Here is an 18,955-nt window from a genome sequence, read left to right as displayed (position 1 = left end):
CGCGCGCCGTACCACGCTCTTTGGCCCGCCTCCACAAACATCACCGCGCGCCCGATTCGGTCATCCTCGCATTGGCGCCGAGATGATGCAGGCTTTGTGTCGTGTGCCTTGAACTCCAGGCAACCGGCGGATCGGGCAGATCGAGATCGAACTGTGCCCGCCCGAGCAGCGAATTGACGATCTTGGCGCTGCGCCAAGCCATCAGGCTGAGCTGCGGCTCGGCTATGCCATGGCTGAGCCGGCCGGCATTGAGTGCGTAGATCCGGCGGTCGTCGGGCCCGTCCCATTCGACCTCGAAGCTGGCGTTGAGCCTGTAATGACCGCGCTCGTCCAACGCGATCCTGTTCATGAGCGGTGCCATGCAATCAGGAATGGCAAAGGCATAGCCGGTGGCCAGAACCACCGCATCGACGGTGCGCGTCTCGATGGCGCCGTCGAAGCCGTTGCGCATGATCAGCCGGTATTCGCTGCCTTCCCGCGTCACGTTCAGCACTTCGCGGTGCGGCGTCATGTTGACCGCCGTCGTTTCCTCCGAGAGGTGCCGCAGCGTGTAAAGCTGGCGATAGATCGCCTTCAGTGTGCTCGTCGATGCGCCGTCACCGGCAAGCAGTTGCTGTTCCAGGATCGTCTCACGCCGCCCTTGCGGCAGCCGATGGAAGCTTTCGACATAGCCCGGCGTGAAGAGTTCGTCGGTGAAAGGCGAGTCGTCCAGTGGCAGGAAATTCGGCCGCATCGAGATCCACTCGATTTCGCGGCCGGCGAAGCGGTCGGAGGAGATCAGATGCAGAAGCACTTCGGCGCCGCTCTGGCCACCGCCGATCACGGCGACACGCTGTCCGCTCAGGCGATCGAGGCGGTTGGCGGCCTGGGCGTTGTGGAAGCATTGATCGGAGGCCGCCGCCCGCGCCCAGGCGGGGATGTTGGGCACCAGCCCGACGGCAATGGCGAGATTGCGCGCGTTCACCTGCTCGCGGCCGATACGCAGCCTGAAATTCGTTCCGTCGAAGTCGATCCGGTCGACGGCGCTGGCGAAGCGCAGCGAAGACAAGTTCTCGCCGACCCATCCGAGATAGCGGGCGAATTCCGGCCGCGGGATGGCTGAGAAATCCGCGTTGAGGAATTCATAGAACCGCTTCTGCGCGACCAGATAGGACATGAACGACCATGGGCTGGTCGGATGCGTCGCGGTGACGAGATCCTTGAGGAAGGATGTCTGCAGTTCGACGCCCGGCAGCATCATGCCCGGGTGCCATTCGAGCCGCGTCGCCCGATCGAAGAAGCGCGCTTCGACGCCGTCCACCGCGTCGAGATGGGCGGCGAGGCTGAGATTGAACGGCCCGATGCCGATGCCTGCGAGGTCAAGCGTATGGGTCATGGCGAACTCCTTATGGAGCTGGCTGGGCTGATGGGAGATCGCCGGGCTGACTCGGGGTTAAGCGGATTGTCGAGCGGTGTGCCAAGGTCGGGCAGAGGGCGTTCGCCGCTGTCGCCGTAGCCGATGGCGAAGCGCACCTTGTTGATGGCGATGCGTGGGATCTTCGGAGCAAACAGATCGAAGAGCGCGAACCGTTCCGACAGCTCAGGGTTCTGCGCCTGGTAGCGCCGGATGGCGGCGGCCAGGATGGCGTAGAAAGTCCTCTCGTCGAAGCGGTCATAGGCGGCCAGCGCCTCGGATAGGAAGCGCAGAACGCTGACGATGTGTCCCGTTTGCAGATGCTGGAGAAGATGTGCCGGCGGCCGGCGCTTCAGCGTCGACAGGACTTTGGGGTCGAGGCCGGCCAGTTCGGGAAACGGCTGGTCGACGAGATCGAGGTCGCCCTGGAAATCCTTGACCGCCACGCCGAGAGGCGTCGCTCCGTCGAGGATGATGGTGACGTTCTGGCCATGGGCGATGAAGCCGACGCCGTAACGGCACATGAAGTGGTAGAGCGGCACAAAGGCCGTGGAGAACAGGCGATCGAGCCATGCCTCCGGACCAAGGCCGGACTGCTCCATCAGGGCGCTGGCGATCGGCCTGCTATGGGCGTCGCGCTGCGGCAGGGCGCCCATCATCATCGGCCGCTGGCCCGCTGTCAGATCCTTTTCGGGGCTTACGCGCCATATGGCGCCCAGCATCTCGCAAAACTGATAGGGCGCGCCTTCAACGCCGGTATAGTGCGGATGCGGATAGAAGGCGCCGGCGACTTCCTGCAAGACCTTGACGTCCTTGAGCACCGGGTCCGCGGCCGCCACCGTGGCCAGCCAGCGCGACAGATCGGCGCCGATCGCCATGTATTTGCCCGGCACGCCGCGCCACGCTGAGGTGTTGAGGACGGTCAGCGGCAGCTTGACGTGCAGCGCCTCGGGCCGTGCCACATTGGCAAGCGTGCGCAGCGACTGCAAGGGCAGGAACGGATCGCCGAACTGGCCAAGCGGCACCAGCCGGCCGGCGGCGATCTCGCTACCATATTGCGAGGCGATCATCGCCTGCCACTGCCAGGGGTGGACCGGCAGCAGCCTATGCGTCGATCGCGAGATCCCGGCGGCGCTGAAAGCCGCTTCGAGCCTTGCGCGCTCGTAGTCGCCGAGTGCGGCCTGCAGCAGCGCCTCTTCGTCGAGCCCGCAGTCAAGCGCCAGCAGGCAGCGATCGCTGGCGGCGGCAAGCCAGAAGAGCTGGAATGCGGTAGCCGATTCTGGCGCGTAGCGCTCGAAGTCGTCCCATCCCCAACCAAGCCGTCCCTTGTTGGCAGGGGCCTTCGGATGGCCGTCGAGCAATGCCTGCAACTCGGTATCCGGCAGCGCGGCTAGATCGGCGGCCGGTCGATTGCCGCGTGCCTTGGCGATCCGCATGTCGGCCATCAGCGTGTTGTAAAGCTCCTTCGCATAGGTGCAGAATGTTGCCGGCGACATGCCGAGCGTCTCGCGCGCGTCGGCGAAGAAGGCGACCGCATCGTCGACCGGCAGCTCGATGCCGGCGTCGCGAGTCAGCGTCTCCGGACGGACGGCGATCTGGCCCCACAGGCGCCGCGTCGCGGCAAAGCGATAGGTCACGCCGGGGCCGGGCGTCAGCTCCCATCGGCCGGGCGAAAGCTCGCGCGGCGACAGGCACTCCTCGAAGGTCAGTTCGGAAATGGCCTTGGCGACGGCGTCGCGGTTGATCGCGGCCCAGCGTGTCGCCTCCCCCGCTTTGGCAATCGGTTGCTGCACCGTCACAGCGGCACCTCGCGGAAGAAGCGCTCGCGTTCGCAGCAGACCAGCGCCGCGCGCTTGTGCGGGAAGTCGAACTCCTTGACTTTGTCGTAGGCGGCGCCGGCGCAATAGCTCAGCATCTTCTGGTGCGCGGCGCGTGGCTCGCCGACGACGCGCTGCGTGCGCGGCTCGTCGAGGAACAGATAGTGGGTGACGGAGCGGAACAGTGACAGCGTCTTCGGCCGGCCGAGATGGCGCATATTGCCGATCAGCCCATGCCAGCCGCGGTCCCAGTCGAGCGGCTCATAATAGGGCCCGAGCCGGTCCTCCTTGGCCCAGTAGAACTCGAAATAGCCGGTCGGCTCGCCGTCGAAGCTGGCGATGACGCCGAAAATATGCGGATCGCTTTCCTGCTCGGCGAGATATTTGTCGAGATCCTCATGGCTCTGGGCAAGTTCCCAGAAGAAGGCGACGCGGCCATCGTTCATCCAGCGATGGAAGAGGTCGAGATCGGTCCGGCGGTCGATCGGCCGCAGCGACACGGTGAGGCCGATTTCCGGAATCCAGCGTTCGTACATCGGGCCGCAGGGGCGCGGTTGGCGCAATCGCGGCAGCCGGTCTTCCGGGCCGATAGCGGTCGTCAATGCCGGATAGGTGACATGCGAGGCCTGGCTGCGCCACAGCAGCGGCAGCTGGCGCAGGACCGAGCGATGGATGACGGCGCGTTCCGGTTCACCCGGAACCGTCTCGGTGGCCAGCGCCGAAACCGGCCACAGCGTCTTGGCCGCCGGCAGGAAGGCGCAGTCGAAGGAAGGATGCAGGCGCAGCGCGGCGTCGACGAGACCTGCCAGGATTTGCGGTTGGTCGAGGCGGCCGCCAATAAACGCGACATCGTCGATGAGCAGGCGGCCATCCGCGTCGGAGATGCGGGCCTGTCCCACCGCTGTTCCCTCAGCGTTGACCAGGCTGACATGGCCATCGCCGGCACAAATGGCGAGCGGCTCCGCGGCCGAGGCCAGATGCTGCCATCCTTCGTTGCCGGCGACGGTGGCGGGTGACCAGTTTTTCGCAGCCTCGATGTTCATGCGTATTCTCTCACATGCAGGGGGTTGGGAAGCTCGACGTAACCGGCCAGCGGGTCGGTCACCTCGGTGTTCTCATTGATGTCGCGCAGCGCGATCAGGAAATTGCCCTTGGCGGCAAGCGTCGGCGCGTTGAGCAAATAGTCGACGCAGGACCGGTCAGCCATCGGCGTGGCGGCCAGCCGCTCGAGCGAGCGGCGGAATATCGCCAGCAGATCGTCTTCGTTGGTGAGGCCAGCGGCCGCAAGGGCTGCGACGGCGGCGAAAGCGCCATTGACGACCAGATAGTAGCCGAACAGCTTCGCGGCCGCTTCCGCTGGGAAGACATGATCGCCCGCCTGACCAGCCTCGGGCACTAATTCGCGCAGCCTGGGCAGGAATTCCTCGACATAACCGGTGCCCTGGCAGTCGCGAAAATAGAGCGCATTCGGCCAGCCTCCGGAAAGACCGACGACGAGGTTCTGCTGATGGGCGCCGAACAGCAGGCCGAATTCCGAGAAGGCAACGATAAACGGCTCGATGGCAGCATGAAGGAAACGCTCGAACCACAAACGCGCTGTTTCCTCGACAGGTCGCTTCTCGTCGCGGGCGATACGGTGGACCAGGTCGGACAGATGGCTTTCGGTACGGCCGGGATGGCGCTCGCAAAGCGCGCCGAGAACGGCAGCCGGCGGATTGCCCGTGCCGCGAAACGGATTTTCGCGAAACGAGACGATGGTATACGTCATCAGCCGGCCGTCTTCGTCACGCAGGCCGAACCAGGCGGGCTCACCCAGCACCGTCATGGTCGGGCAGCGCCGCTGCAAGGCATAGCCGAGCTTGCCCTTGACCAGCCGGTGCACCGAAAGGCCGCGCCGGCACTCATGCTCCTCGACGATGCGCCTGGAATTGGTCAGGCGCAGGCTGAGCGAGAATTTCAGCATCCACTCGGCTTCAGCTGAATGAACCGTGCGCAGCGAGGTCGTGGCCCGCCACGCTGGTCCGCCGAGCCCAAGATCGACGATACGGCCGGCGCGAAACAGGCGCTCGACGCGGTCTTCCAGTATGAGCCGTACGGCCTGCCACGGATGCATCGGAACGAAAACCTTGCCCTGTTGCTTGCCAGCCCGAGCAAGCAGCTGCGGATCGCTGGCGGCAAGCCCGCGGACCATCTCGGTGACATCTAGCGGCTCGACGCTGCCCCCAGTGAGGATGGTCGGGTCGACGGCCCACCAGCGCAGTTTGAACGCATTGCAGTATTCATGCCCGAAGCGCGCGGAATCCGTGTGCGTGAACTCTTCGCGACTCATAGGCGCCGGATGCACGGCATGGCCGAAGCGCAGGGCGCTTTCGGCATCGATGAAATCAGGATCGCCTTCGGAGAAGGGCCGCGAAGATCCACGCGCCGCAGTCGCCTCAGCGATTGCGGCGATGCTGGCCAAGCTGCGGCGCAGGAAGGTCAGTCGGCTTTTCGCTGTCGCCCTGCCGGCAATGTCGGGATCCGCCAGGATCAGCGCCAAAAGGCTGAAAAGGTCGATCTCGGTCGCTTCGCCATCGGCCCCCTCGTTGCTAATATCGAGGCGCCAGAGCGGCATCGCTAAATCGTGGTAACCAACCTTCGAGCGATGCCGCGCCTCGACGAGCACCGCCGCGCGCGAGGCAGGGAAATTCAGACGCAGCACGGCCGCCTGCGGCCGAAACAGCCCGGTTTGGCTGGCGTCGACGAATTCCCAGCCATCCCATTCCCGCAGCAACGCGTTGAGGAACGGGCTTAATGCAGAGGAAGATTCTGGTCCTACTTGTTCCATGTGCATCTCGATAAATCCTAATAATACTGCAGATTACATCTATAAGTCGTCGTCTTTAAACATTTATGTTGATTAACTATTATAAACGAGAAATAAGCTTGGTCTTATGACGACCGGTATGAAAAATCGATCTTCGCTTCTGCGCCGCCTGGCGATCGCGGTCTCGGCAATCGGCTTCGGCCAGTCGGCCTTCGTATCGCTCGTTCCCCTGGTGATGGAGCGGCTGAGGCTCGACACGTTTGCCATCGGCGCGGCAACTGCTGTCGGCGCGGCGGCCTTTCTGGTCGGCTCGCCGCTGTGGGGTCGCATGGGCGAGCGGCTTGGCCATGCCAGGCTGCTGCGCTTGCTCGGCCTCGCCATGCTGGCCGGCCAGGCGGTGTTCGCCATTCTGCTGATAGCCGGCACGGGAGCCGCGCTGGGCATCGCTTTGCTGATGCTTTCGCGAACCGTGTACGGTTTTGCCGCGTCCGGCGTCATGCCGACGGCGCAGGTCTGGGCCAGCCGCTCGGTTGCCGATGACAGGCGACAGGCCGCGCTGGGACTGCTTGGCGCCGGCGTCAGCATGGGGCGGCTGGCCGGCGCGCTGGCGGCAACGGCTGCCGTCCTGTCGCCGCTGCTGCCGCCCATCCTGTTCCTGTTCAGCCCGCTGTTGCTGTGGCTCGCGCGGGGCAAAGGGGAAGCCGGCGGACGGACCGACGGCAGGGCGGCCGACGTTGGCCGTGGAATATCGCCCTTCGATCGCCGCGCTCTGCCTTGCCTGGCGATGGGCTTGTGCCTGACGCTCGGCTTCGGACAGGTGCAGATGATGCTCGGCCCGATGGCCCAGCAGCGTTTTGGCCTTGGTGCGACGCAGGCCACGACGGTGACCGGCCTGGCCCTGATGCTGGTCGCCATCGTCATGGTTCTGGTCCAGGGACTGCTCATGGCGCGCCTGCGGCTGGCGGAGCGCAACAGCGTCGTCGTCGGCTGTCTCATGGTTTGCGTCGGCATGACGGCGCTGGCCGTCACGGCCAGCCATGTTGCCTCGGCAGCGTCTCTGGTGGTGGCGGCGGCCGGCATTGCCCTGGCGACACCCGGCTACACCGCCTGGCTGATGAAGCGCCTGGAGCCCGGCGAGCAGGGCGCGGCGGCCGGCTGGCTCACCAGCACCCATGTGCTCGGCCAGAGCATCGGCGCATTGGCCGGCGGCTTTGCCTTCACGCTCTGGCCCTTTGCGCCGCTGGCCGACTGCGCGGCGCTGGCGCTGGCCGCTGCCTGTCTCGCTGCCATGGTTCGCAAGCACTAGCCAAACCGCGCTCATTCGGCGAGCTCCGGCAATGGCGGCATCGGAGTACCCGGTTGGGCTTTTGCGGTATCGGCGAAATGGGCATTCAACATGCGATAGGTCGCCACCACGGCGATGCCCGACAGCACGGTCGCCAGGGTGAACAGCGCGGAGTAGCCGAGCATGTCGGCGAGGCGCCCGGCAAGCATGGAGCCGACGAGGTAGACGATAAGCTGGGCGCAGGACAGGATGGTGAAGTCGGTGCCCGGCTGGTCCGACGACGTCACGGCCATGAACAGGCTATAGAGCGCCACGATCTCCATGTAGCGCACCAGCGTCTGCAGGAACGAGGCGCCGAAGATCGGCCAGAAGCCGGCGATAGCGCCGAAAGCATGCAGTGCAAAGATCAGGAAGCAGATGGTGCGCAGCGCGCCGAGCAGGCCGAGCACCGAGGCGGCGCCCCTTTTGTGCAGCAGCCATGCCGCCAGCGCCGAGCCGCCGAGCCCGACGGTGAGCGCGGCGCCGCCCGAGAGATAACCGATGATGTCGAGCGGCACGCCGGCATCGACGAGATAGGAGCCTTCCATCGACTTCACCAGCCCCTCGCTGGCGCGGTAGATGAGCGCGATCCACAGGATCTGGCGTGCCTCGGGCCGGCGCAGGAAACGCAGGATCGAGGGGCGGTCGATGGCCGCCTGCAGCGCGCTGGCGACGGGATCGGTCTCGCGCATGGCGAAGGCAGCAAACAGCGGGATGACGGACAGCGCGGCCACCATGGCCACCATGGTTTGCCAGCCGGCATGATGATAAACCAACAGGCCGAGCGTGCCGCCGAGAACGACGCCGAGCGCGACGGCGCCGCCCTGGATCGCATTGCCGATCGGCCTGTCCTTCGGGTCGAGATATTTGGCCGCGTAGCCGTCGGTGGCGATGTCCTGGGTCGACATCAACAGGCTCACGACAAGGCCGACGGCAAAGATACCGGCGACATCGGTCGGCTCGATCCAAAGCATGGCCGCGATGCCGGCGATGACGCCGATCTGGGTGATGATGACCCAGCCGGCGCGATGGGCGCGGGCCACTGGCCGAAAGTGATCGACCAGCGGCGCCCACAGGAATTTCAGCACCAGCGGCAGCATCAGCAGCGCCATCATGCCGATGGCGGTGCGCGACACGCCTTGCTCGCGCAGGATCGGCGGGATCGTCGCGGCAAACAGATAGCTCGGGATGGCCTGCGCCAGATAAAGGCAGGCGAGAACGACGAAAAGCCGCAGGCGCGAAAGCCCGGCGGGCGCCGGCCGGTCTGTGTCGCCGCTCATTTGACATAGTCCTTCGGTGCGTAACCGTTCAGGAAGGCGCCGGCCTCCGCCCGGCTGCGGGTGACGAGCACTGGAAAGCCGAACAGGCTTTGCCAGACGCGCTGCATGTTCTCGTCGGCGGCGGTGCGCACCAGTGCGCAGGCGCGACAGATCTTTTCGAGCTGCTCGCGTTCCGCCTTGTACCAGAGGTTTTGCGCCTTGCGCTGGGCGTCGCTCAGCGCGATCTCGATGCCGATATCGACCAGCAGCACGAACGGCTCTAGTTCCTGCGAAAGGCGGCCGAGCGCCTCGATATAGCGCGCGCCATCCGCCGGATCGGCGGGCGCTTCTGCCAGCAGCGAGACCAATGCACCGTTTCGTTGGAGAGACACCGCCATCGCCGCCCTCAGAATGTGATCTGGTAGGACAGAGCGACCGAACGCCCCAGCCCCGGAACGTCGGCGCCGCGCGTCGCCGATGCGGAAGGGTTGATGTAGTAGGTGTCGAACACATTGCGCACGGCAAGGTTCAGCACGCTTTCATTGGCGAACGTCTTCGATACGGCGAGATTGACCAGCGCAGCGCCGTCCAGGTCCTGGGTGGCGATGCGGTCGCGCCCGGAAAACAGCTCCAACTCGCTGCGCAGGGTCAGCTCGTTCTCGAAACGGGTGGTGAGATAGACCAGGCCCTTGTAGGTCGAGGGGATACGGTTGTTCGGCAGATACTCGTTAGCTTCGATGTGGCCGTCGTGATCCGCATCGTATTTGCCTTCGACATAGCCGACCGATCCGCCCAGCGTAAACATGCCGCTGAGATCTGCCTCGAGATTGGCTTCCACGCCCCAGATGCGTTCCTTCTGCTGCGATACCCGGTTGTTGACGATGTCGTAGCTGACGCCGTTGTCCGAGGTCGACAGATAGGCGCTGACGCCGCCGCGATAGTCGCCCCAGTCGCCGCGCAGACCGGCTTCCCAGGTGTTCACCAGCTGGGGTTCAGGCGCGATATCGGCATAGCTGATCGCGTAATCCGGCGCGTTGGTGCACGGCAGCAGCGGCCGGATGGCGGTGCCATAGGCGTCGCAGGTTTCGGCGTTGGAGTTCAACCCGGCCCGGCGGGTGAAGCCGCCAATGTCGGTCAGGCTGTAGCCTTGCGAGAAATTGCCGAAAAGCTGCATCCTTTCGGTCAGATCGTAGACGGCGCCGGCGTTGAAGGTGACGGCGTCGTAGTCGAACGAGCCGCCGGTCACCTGGATCGCCGGCAGGCCGATAATGTTCCGGCCTAGCAGAACGGCAGCGGCAGGCCGGGTGAAGTCTTCAACGTTGAGATAAAACTGGTCGTAGCGCGCGCCGCCGCTGATGCGAAAGCGATCCGTCACCGGAATTTCGCCCTGCGCAAACAAGGCGACCGAGTTCTGGGTCGTGGGCGAGATGGCGTCCTGGCCGTTGGTCAGCTGCTGATCGGTGGCATCGAAGACGTGGTCGGCGCCCCAGGTCAGCGTGCTGCCCTGAGTGATAAAGTCCATCGGAGTGTTGACGGTCAGGTTGACGCCGCTGCGCCGCGATTGCAGCGCCGTCTGGTTGAAGTCGGCGGTCGGGTCCGTACCCGGCGGCAGGATCACCGGCCGCGTCGGGTTCGTCGGTAAATACACCTGGCTGTTGACGGCCGAGAATTTGGTAAAGGGCGACTGCTTGAAGATGTCGTTGTAGAACGCCTTGACCTCGAGGTTTCCGAGCGCGAAGTCGCTGTCGGTGTATTTGGCGGTCAGATATTTCGAATCTTCCTTCAGCGGCTTGCCTTCATAGGGATCGCCGAAATCCGGGGAGACGGGATTGGTCGTGTAATCGGTGAACCAGTCCGGCTTCTGGTTGCCATAGGTCCAGTCGACGCTGGCCTCGAAGCGCCTGGAATCGAACTGGTAGCCGGCCACGCCGAAGAGATTGCCCGTGCCGGTGCGGTCGCCGCCGCCTTGGCCAAGCATGGCGTCCGAAGCCATCTCGTTGCCGTGGCCGTCATAGGTGAGGCGCGACAGATCACCGGACGCCGAGAAGAAATAGTCGAAATCGCCTTTCTTGCCCTCGACCGAGACACTGGTGCTTGGCCCGGCCGACTTGCCGGGGTTTTCGGTGAAGGCGGTGACGCCGGTGCGCACCGTCACCTTCGGCTTGTCGCTGTCGCCGCGCTTGGTGATGAAGTTGATCGTGCCGCCGGTGGCGCCGGCGCCATAAAGGCTGGACGCGCCATTGATGACTTCGATGCGCTCGACCGAATTCAGGTCGATCATCGACAGGATGCGTGAGACGTCCCGCAGCGGTGTGTTGCGCGGCACACCGTCGACCATGATGAGAAGACTGCGCCCGCGGAAGGTTTCCGAAGCGCCGGAAATGGTCTGGTTGCGTGGCGCGTAGCCGGGGACGATGCGGCTGATCAGGGTCGCGGCGTCGATATTTTCCTGCGCGGCTTCCTCGACCTGTTCCTGTTCCACGACCTGGACAGACTGAGCGACGCTGGAAATCGACCTTTCATTGCGGCCGGTGACCAGTATCTGATCGAGCACGGTGGCTCCCTGCTGGTCCGTCGGAGCGGCTTCCTGGGCAAATGCCGCGCCTGCCATAATCGACGAACCCAAAGCCGATGACCAAAGAAGCGTACTGAAAAATCTGCGCATGCTGTCCCCATCTATGCCCTGGTCCCCAGCGCCAGAGCGGAAAGGCCCAGTTATAATTCATGATAAAACGAGTCAACATTTATTTGTGGCTTTTCAAATCAGGATTAGTCAGCGAACGGATGGGAGCCGGGTACATGAACGGCGCGCATTTTAGCCGGCGCTAAGATGTTGAGCTTTCTTGACAAAACGGCATAGGGCAGCCGGCGGCGTCGTCAGCCTTTGTGCTTACAAGAAGCTCTGCGGATCGATGTCGACCTGCACGCGAACCGAGCCGCGCTGCTTCGGCCCTTCGGCCAGCATGGTGCGGATGAAGCCTTGGATGTCGGCGCGCTTTTCACCCTGGATCAGCAAGCGGAAACGATGGCGCCCACCAAGCAGCGACAGCGGCGCCTCGGCCGGGCCGAGCACGAACAGGTCGCTGGCCTGGGGTGCTGCACGGCGCAGGCCGCGCGCGTGGCCTTCGGCCTCGGCCCGCGTCACCGCACTGACGATGACGCCGGCAAGCCTGCCGAAGGGCGGCAGGGCTGCCCGTTCGCGCTCAGTGATCTCGCGTTCGTAAAAGGCCTCGGCATCGCCCGAGACGATCGCCCGCATCACCGGATGGTCCGGCTGGAAAGTCTGCAGCAGGCCGAGGCTCTTCTTGCCGGTGCGGCCGGCGCGTCCAGTCACCTGGCTGAGCAATTGGAAGGTCCGTTCGGCGGCGCGCGGATCGCCATTGGCGAGGCCGAGATCGGCATCGACGACGCCGACCAGCGTCATGTTGGGAAAGTTATGGCCCTTGGCGACCAGCTGCGTGCCGATGACGATGTCGGCCTCGCCATTGGCAATGGCCTCGAGCTCCAGACGCAGCCGGCGCACTCCACCCATCAAATCGGACGACAGGACGATCGTGCGCGCGTCGGGGAAATGCGCCACGACTTCTTCAGCTATCCGCTCGACGCCAGGCCCGCAGGCGACCAGATGGTCGAGCGTGCCGCATTCCGGACAAGCCTCCGGCCGCTTCTCATTGTGCCCGCAATGATGGCAGACGAGTTGGCCGCGAAAGCGGTGCTCGACCAGCCAGGCCGAACAAACCGGGCAGCCGAAGCGGTGGCCGCAGACGCGGCACAGCGTCAGCGGCGCATAGCCGCGCCGGTTGAGGAACAGCAGCGACTGCTCCTTCTTCTCCAGCGTACGTTGCATCTGGTCGATCAGCAGCGGCGACAGAAAGCCGCCGCGGGCCGGCGGCGCGCGCCGCATGTCGATCGTCTTGAGATCGGGAAGCGCGGCTTCGGCAAAGCGCGCCGACAGCACCGCCCTGCTGTAGCGGCCCTGCTGCGCATTGACCCGGCTTTCGACCGATGGCGTCGCCGACGCCAGCACCACCGGGAAGCCGCTGATATGGCCGCGCACCACCGCCATGTCGCGCGCATTGTAGAAGACGCGATCCTCCTGCTTGTAGGCGGGGTCGTGCTCCTCGTCGACGACGATCAGCCCGAGCTCGCGGAACGGCAGGAACAGCGCCGAACGCGCCCCGGCAACGACGCGCACGCCGCCTTCCGCCACCTGCCGCCAGACCTTTTCGCGCATTCGGGGCGGCAGGTCGGAATGCCATTCCGCCGGCTTGGCGCCGAAACGCTGCTGGAAGCGTTCGAGGAAGGTATGCGTCAGCGCGATCTCCGGCAGCAGGATCAACACCTGCCTGCCCTGGTCGAGGGCTGCCGCCACCGCCTCGAAATAAACTTCCGTCTTGCCTGAACCGGTGACGCCGTCGAGCAGCGTGACGTTGAAAGCAGCGGCCGCGACATTGGCGCGCAGCATGGCGGCCGCGTCTGCCTGGTCCGGCATCAGCTCCGGCATGGCGTAGGAGGGATCGGGCGCGGCGACCACCGGTCGAGGCGGGATCATCACCGTCTCGAACACGCCTTGCGCCTTGAGCCCCTCGACCACCGTCGACGACACGCCCGCCGCGTGCGCCAGGCCGGATCGCGTCCAGGCAAGCCCCCCTTCCGCCGTCTCCAGCACGCGCGTCCTGGCATCCGTCATCCGGTCGGGCATGACGAGGGTCCGCTGCAGGCCCTCGATCCATGGTTCGGGATCGAACGCCTCCGGCGCGCGCAACAGCATGCGCGCCACCATGCCGGGCGGCGACAGCGTGTACTGCGCCAGCCAGTCGACAAAGCGGCGCATGCCGCGGTCGATCGGCGGGCAGTCGAAGACCTGTTCGATCGGGCGCAGCTTTTTGGCGTCGATATTCTCGACCGCACCATCCCAGACGATGCCGGCAACCTGGCGCGGACCGAGCGGCACGCGCACGATCGAGCCCGGCACCACGCGCACGCCGGCAGGCACAGCGTAGGTGTAGGGCCGTTCGGCCGGCATCGGCACCAGCACCGGCGCGGCTGCGACAAAGGGCGAATCTTCGATCATCGGGCGTGACCTTGCCCCGACTTTGGTCTAGATCAAAGGGCAACCTCGAATGTGCATGGCATGCACATGGAAATCTTTCAGGAGACCCCCATGAAATTTTTTGTCGACACCGCTGACATCAAGGACATCAAGGAACTGAACGACCTGGGGCTGCTCGACGGCGTGACCACCAATCCCTCGCTGATCCTGAAATCCGGCGGCAAGATCGCCGAGGTCACCAAGCAGATCTGCGACATCGTCAGGGGCCCGGTTTCGGCCGAGGTTGTTGCGGTCGAATACAAGGACATGATGGCCGAGGCCAACATCCTGGCCAAGATCGCCGACAATGTCTGCATCAAGGTGCCGCTGACGCTCGACGGCCTGCGCGCCTGCAAGACGATCCGCACCGAGATGAACCGCATGGTCAATGTAACGCTGTGCTTCTCGGCCAACCAGGCGCTGCTGGCGGCCAAGGCCGGCGCCTCGTTCATCTCGCCCTTCGTCGGCCGCGTCGACGATACCGGCGCGGACGGCATGGAACTGATCCAGGAGATCCGGCAGATCTACGACAATTACGATTTCGACACCGAGATCCTCGTCGCTTCGGTTCGCACCGTGAACCACGTCAAGCAGGCAGCCCTGATCGGCGCCGATGTCGTTACCGCGCCGGCCGCGACGCTGAAGGCGCTGGTCAAGCACCCGTTGACCGACAAGGGCCTGGATCAGTTCGCTGCCGACTGGGCCAAGACCGGCCAGAAGATCGGCTGAGATCGGTTCGATACAAACGAAAGAAGGCCGGGAAACCGGCCTTTTTGTTGCGGACTGCTAAAAGTCTAGTTGGCAGCGCCAGGGAATGCTCAGGCCTTCTTGCCGTGCCTGACCAAGTCCTGGGCGACCGACAGGCTCACCATTTCAGCCAGTTCACGCGCGGCGCGGTTCTCGGCGTCGAGCTGTGCCCGGTAGGAGGCGAACTCCTGCGTCGGCTTGTCGAAGGATGATGGGATCGACCGTTTGCCGGTTGCGATCACCACGCCGGTCCTGGCATCGGTCAGCACATAGTTTGCGGTCAGCGTCACCGTGCCTGCCGTCGGCTCGTCTTCGTCGGTCTGGATCTGCACCACCGCGGCCGATTCGACCAGTTCGGTGACGCCGAGATCGAGCATGTAGACCGGCGCCGGCGGCTCGCCGGCGCCTTGGCCAAAGGCAAAGATCAGATTGTTGCGGACCTGCTGGGCGTAGCGTGTCTTGACCGGCTTGACCGCGATCGACGCCAGTTCCGCCGAAGCGCTGACCGTGGAACCGGCGCTCAGCGGCGCGCTGGAATAGAGCGGCCTCACCGTGCAGGCCGAAACCAGCGCCACCGAGGCGACCATGCCGTACAGCGCTGCGCGGCGCAGCAATAGCGTCGTCTTTTCCAGATCAGGCCCCATCCTTCTGAAGTCAAGCAACGACATTGACGATCCTCTGCGGCACGATGATCACCTTGCGGGGCGCCTTACCTTCCAGCGCTTTCTGCACGAAGTCGAGAGCCAGAACCGCTTTTTCGACCGCACCTTGGTCCGCGTCGCGGGCAATTGTCAAATCGCCGCGCTTCTTGCCGTTGACCTGAACCGGCAGCACGATCTCGTTGTCGACCACCAGTGCCGGATCGTAGACCGGCCAAGGCCGTTCGGCGACCAGATCGGTGCCGCCGAGCGTGTGCCAGCACTCTTCGGCCAGATGCGGCATGACCGGCGCGACCACATGCACAAGGATCTCCACCGCCTCGCGGCAGGCGCCTTTCAGCGCCGCGTCGGAGTTGCCCTCGGCGACGTCGTTGAGCGGCGCGGTCAAGGCATTGGCCAGTTCGTAGATGCGGGCGATGGCCCGGTTGAAGCCGAGCTTCTCGATATCCTCGCCGATAGCCTTCAGGATCTTGTGCGCGGCCTTGGAAACGGCCCCCGCCTCGCCCTCCGGCGCCGCCTGCGGCTTGGCGCCGTCAAGCGTCTCGGCGGCAATGGACACCAGGCGCCAGACACGCTGGATGAAGCGATGTGCGCCGGCGGCGCCATCGTCCGTCCACTCGACGTCGCGCTCGGGCGGCGAATCCGACAGCATGAACCAGCGTGCGGTGTCGGCGCCGTAGCCGTCGGTGATGTCTTCCGGGCTTACCGTATTCTTCTTCGACTTCGACATCTTTTCGAGTGAGCCGATCGCCGCCTCTTCGCCGGTGGCGATCTCGACGGCGCGGCGCTTGCCGCCGACATCCTCGATCCTGACCTCAGCCGGCGACAGCCAGCGGCCATTGTTCGACGCTCCGCCGACGCGGTAGGTCTCATGCACCACCATGCCTTGCGTGAACAGGCCCTTGAACGGCTCGGCCAGGTCGAGATGCCCGGTCGCGCGCATGGCGCGGGTGAAGAAGCGCGAATAGAGCAGATGGAGGATCGCGTGCTCGATGCCGCCAATATACTGGTCGACGGCCAGCCAGTCATCGGCAGCCTTCGGCTCCGTCGGCTCATTGGCCCAGGGCGCGGTGAAGCGCGCGAAATACCAGGACGAATCGACGAACGTGTCCATCGTGTCGGTCTCGCGGCGCGCATCCTTGCCGCATTGCGGGCACTTCACATGCCGCCAGGTCGGGTGGCGGTCGAGCGGATTGCCGGGACGGTCGAACTCGATGTCGTCGGGCAGCTTGACCGGCAGGTCGGCCTTCGGCACCGGCACGACGCCGCAATCCTCGCAATGGATCATCGGGATCGGGCAGCCCCAGTAGCGCTGACGCGAAATGCCCCAGTCGCGCAAGCGGAAGTTCACCTTGCGCTCCGCCATTGGCCGACCGCCGATGGTCTTCTGCTCCAGCAGCTTTGCGACCTCGTCGAACGCCTGCTCCGGCTTCATGCCGTCGAGAAAGCGCGAATTGATCATCACGCCGTCATCGACATAGGCCTCTTCCGTGATATGGAAGGTCTTGGCGTCGGCATCTTCCGGCATCACCACCGGGATCACCGGCAGGCCGTATCTGTTGGCGAAGTCGAGGTCGCGCTGGTCGCCCGACGGGCAGCCGAATATGGCGCCGGTGCCGTATTCCATCAAAACGAAATTCGCGACATAGACCGGCAGGGTCCACGAGTCGTCGAACGGATGCACGACGCGGATGCCGGTGTCGAAACCTTTCTTCTCGGCCGTCTCCAGTGCGGCCACCGACGTGCCCATATGCCTGATTTCGTCGATGAACTTGGCCAGATCGAGATTGGTCTCGGCGGCCTTCCTGGCCAGCGGATGGTCGGCGGCAACCGCCATGAACGACGCGCCGAAAATGGTGTCGGGCCTGGTCGTGTAGACCTCCAGTTCCTTCGCATCGCCAACCGGAGCGGCCAGCGGCCAGCGGATCAGCAGCCCTTCCGAGCGGCCGATCCAGTTCTGCTGCATCAGCTTGACCTTTTCCGGCCACTCGCCGAGACCATTCAGCGAGTCCAGCAGGTCCTGCGCGTAGTCGGTGATCTTGAAGAACCACTGCGTCAGCTCGCGCTGTTCGACCAGCGCGCCCGAGCGCCAGCCACGGCCGTCGATGACCTGCTCGTTGGCGAGCACCGTCATGTCCTCCGGGTCCCAGTTGACCTTGGAGGATTTGCGCGTCACCAGCCCCTTTTCGACGAAATCGAGGAACAGCATCTGCTGGCGGTGGTAATAGTCGACGTCGCAGGTGGCGAACTCACGCGTCCAGTCCAGCGACAGGCCCATCATCTTGAGCTGTTCGCGCATGGCGGCGATGTTGGCGTAGGTCCATTCCTTGGGATGGACCTTGTTCTGCATCGCCGCATTTTCGGCCGGCATGCCGAAAGCGTCCCAGCCCATAGGGTGCAGCACGTTGAAACCCTTGGCCCGCTTGTAGCGCGCCACCACGTCGCCCATCGTGTAGTTGCGGGTGTGGCCGATATGGATCTTCCCCGAGGGATAGGGGAACATCTCCAGCACGTAGTATTTCGGCTTCGGGTCGTCGTTCTGCGCTTCGAACAGCTTCTTTTCGGCCCAGGCCTTCTGCCATTTGGGCTCTGACGCGCGCGGATTGTATCGTTCGGTTGCCATCGGATGATTTTCACTTAAAAGCAGGCGCAGACCGCCGGACAAGGCCCGGTGGCCAAGGTAAATGTCGTGGCGGTGTTCACCATGGATTGCCGGACCCGTCAACTGCGGTGAGCCGGCGAGGGCTAGAAAGACAGGCAGGATATAGGCATGGCGAGCGCCGTCGAACAGTTTTTCGCCGTCAGGACGAGGATCGCTGCCGCCGAGCGCGAGGCCGGCCGCGACGCCGGCTCCGTGACGCTGGTTGCTGTGTCGAAGACTTTTGAGGCCGACGCCATCCGCCCGGTCATCGAGGCCGGCCAGCGCGTCTTTGGCGAAAACCGGGTGCAGGAGGCGCAAGGCAAATGGCCGGCGCTGAAAACTGAATTCCCCGACATCGAGCTGCATCTGATCGGCCCGCTGCAGTCGAACAAGGCGAAGGAAGCCGTCGCGCTCGCCGACGTCATCGAGACCGTCGACCGCGAGAAGATCGCCGCCGAACTCGCCAAGGAGATCGCTAGGCAAGGCCGTGCACCAAAACTCTATGTCCAGGTCAATACCGGCTCGGAGCCGCAAAAGGCCGGCATCGAGCCGCGCGACGCCGTTGCCTTCGTTGCCCGCTGCCGCGATGTCCACGGCCTCGCCATCGAAGGCCTGATGTGCATCCCGCCGGCGGACGAGAATCCCGGCCCGCATTTCGCCCTGCTGGAAAAGCTCGGCAAGGAGGCCGGCGTCGCCAAACTGTCGATGGGCATGTCCGGCGACTACGAGACCGCGATCGCCTTCGGCGCCACCAGCGTCCGGGTCGGCTCGGCGATTTTTGGGAGCCGGTAGTCGTCGGCTTCGCGAGACACCTGTCGATCCCCGATTTTTCGAGCTAATGTATCGAGCACATCCGGCCGAGTTAGCGAGGACTATTCTTCTTGGACTGGCACCTCAGGGACGCACGAAACAATCTTTCGAAGCTTGTGCGACAGGCGCGCGAAGAAGGGCCGCAAACCATCACCTTGCGCGGAAAGCCAGCTGCCGTCGTGTTGTCTCCTGATGACTATGACCAACTGATCGGCGCAAAGCCTTCGCTTGCGGAATATCTCCTCTCCGGTCCCGCATGGGACGACGATTTCGTCGAGGAGGTCAACCGCCGCTCAGAGACGATGATCCGACCCGTGGAATTCTGATAGATTTTCGACACAAACATCGCCTCGCGCATCTCGCCACGGTTGACGAGTTCTATGGGGCCAGATGCATCCGGTCGATTA

The 18,955-nt window shown here is 64.4% G+C and carries 14 protein-coding genes; 4 read left to right on the top strand and 10 right to left on the bottom strand.

Annotated features, from left to right (window positions below; genetic code table 11):
• Positions 1-40 precede the first annotated feature (40 nt).
• The 4 genes from NKI15_RS17880 to NKI15_RS17865 are packed head-to-tail and all read right to left on the bottom strand — an operon-like array spanning position 41 to position 6,037.
• Positions 41-1,375 (bottom strand): lysine N(6)-hydroxylase/L-ornithine N(5)-oxygenase family protein, encoded by a 1,335-nt coding sequence (locus NKI15_RS17880; protein WP_050485873.1) that lies wholly within the window; start codon positions 1,373-1,375, stop codon positions 41-43.
• Positions 1,372-3,192: an IucA/IucC family protein gene (locus tag NKI15_RS17875; RefSeq protein ID WP_352514885.1), complete on the bottom strand. Its 1,821-nt coding sequence runs from the start codon at positions 3,190-3,192 to the stop codon at positions 1,372-1,374. The genes NKI15_RS17880 and NKI15_RS17875 overlap by 4 nt, the downstream gene beginning before the upstream one ends.
• On the bottom strand, positions 3,189-4,253 hold the full coding sequence (locus NKI15_RS17870) for a GNAT family N-acetyltransferase (RefSeq protein WP_352514886.1): 1,065 nt from the start codon (positions 4,251-4,253) through the stop codon (positions 3,189-3,191). Before NKI15_RS17870 ends, NKI15_RS17875 begins: the two co-directional genes overlap by 4 nt.
• Positions 4,250-6,037: an IucA/IucC family protein gene (locus NKI15_RS17865; protein WP_352514887.1), complete on the bottom strand. Its 1,788-nt coding sequence runs from the start codon at positions 6,035-6,037 to the stop codon at positions 4,250-4,252. Before NKI15_RS17865 ends, NKI15_RS17870 begins: the two co-directional genes overlap by 4 nt.
• 118 nt (positions 6,038-6,155) lie before the next feature.
• On the opposite strand from NKI15_RS17865, the gene NKI15_RS17860 reads away from it, so the two are divergent.
• Positions 6,156-7,322, top strand: coding sequence for an MFS transporter (locus tag NKI15_RS17860; protein ID WP_352514888.1), 1,167 nt, complete (start codon positions 6,156-6,158; stop codon positions 7,320-7,322).
• 11 nt (positions 7,323-7,333) lie between these two features.
• Here NKI15_RS17860 and NKI15_RS17855 read toward each other — a convergent pair whose 3' ends face one another.
• The 4 genes from NKI15_RS17855 to NKI15_RS17840 form a co-directional block, all read right to left on the bottom strand.
• Positions 7,334-8,620, bottom strand: a complete 1,287-nt coding sequence (locus tag NKI15_RS17855; protein ID WP_352514889.1) for an MFS transporter — start codon at positions 8,618-8,620, stop codon at positions 7,334-7,336.
• On the bottom strand, positions 8,617-8,997 hold the full coding sequence (locus tag NKI15_RS17850; RefSeq protein WP_155923622.1) for a hypothetical protein: 381 nt from the start codon (positions 8,995-8,997) through the stop codon (positions 8,617-8,619). The genes NKI15_RS17855 and NKI15_RS17850 overlap by 4 nt, the downstream gene beginning before the upstream one ends.
• Positions 8,998-9,005: 8 nt before the next feature.
• Complete coding sequence (locus tag NKI15_RS17845; RefSeq protein WP_352514890.1) at positions 9,006-11,210, bottom strand: TonB-dependent receptor; 2,205 nt, start codon at positions 11,208-11,210, stop codon at positions 9,006-9,008.
• A 279-nt stretch (positions 11,211-11,489) separates the two neighbouring features.
• On the bottom strand, positions 11,490-13,673 hold the full coding sequence (locus NKI15_RS17840; protein WP_023704948.1) for a primosomal protein N': 2,184 nt from the start codon (positions 13,671-13,673) through the stop codon (positions 11,490-11,492).
• 90 nt (positions 13,674-13,763) lie between these two features.
• On the opposite strand from NKI15_RS17840, the gene fsa reads away from it, so the two are divergent.
• Complete coding sequence (gene fsa, locus NKI15_RS17835) at positions 13,764-14,420, top strand: fructose-6-phosphate aldolase (protein ID WP_023698236.1); 657 nt, start codon at positions 13,764-13,766, stop codon at positions 14,418-14,420.
• An 89-nt stretch (positions 14,421-14,509) separates the two neighbouring features.
• Here the strand turns inward: fsa and NKI15_RS17830 are convergent, their stop codons facing one another.
• Together NKI15_RS17830 and leuS are read right to left on the bottom strand one after the other, a co-directional pair.
• On the bottom strand, positions 14,510-15,106 hold the full coding sequence (locus NKI15_RS17830; RefSeq protein ID WP_023831794.1) for an LPS assembly lipoprotein LptE: 597 nt from the start codon (positions 15,104-15,106) through the stop codon (positions 14,510-14,512).
• On the bottom strand, positions 15,093-17,720 hold the full coding sequence (gene leuS, locus NKI15_RS17825; RefSeq protein ID WP_352514891.1) for a leucine--tRNA ligase: 2,628 nt from the start codon (positions 17,718-17,720) through the stop codon (positions 15,093-15,095). The genes NKI15_RS17830 and leuS overlap by 14 nt, the downstream gene beginning before the upstream one ends.
• 147 nt (positions 17,721-17,867) lie before the next feature.
• On the opposite strand from leuS, the gene NKI15_RS17820 reads away from it, so the two are divergent.
• The gene (locus NKI15_RS17820; protein ID WP_023700210.1) at positions 17,868-18,530 is read left to right on the top strand and encodes a YggS family pyridoxal phosphate-dependent enzyme; all 663 of its coding nucleotides are present in this window, start codon (positions 17,868-17,870) and stop codon (positions 18,528-18,530) included.
• An 89-nt stretch (positions 18,531-18,619) separates the two neighbouring features.
• Positions 18,620-18,874: a type II toxin-antitoxin system Phd/YefM family antitoxin gene (locus tag NKI15_RS17815; protein WP_023700209.1), complete on the top strand. Its 255-nt coding sequence runs from the start codon at positions 18,620-18,622 to the stop codon at positions 18,872-18,874.
• Positions 18,875-18,955: the final 81 nt, after the last annotated feature.

It is taken from the genome of Mesorhizobium sp. M0862 (assembly GCF_040319795.1).
In the GTDB taxonomy this organism is placed as follows: domain Bacteria; phylum Pseudomonadota; class Alphaproteobacteria; order Rhizobiales; family Rhizobiaceae; genus Mesorhizobium.
The sequence above is the reverse complement of the archived record's forward strand: the minus strand, read 5'-3'. Positions and strand labels throughout refer to the sequence as shown.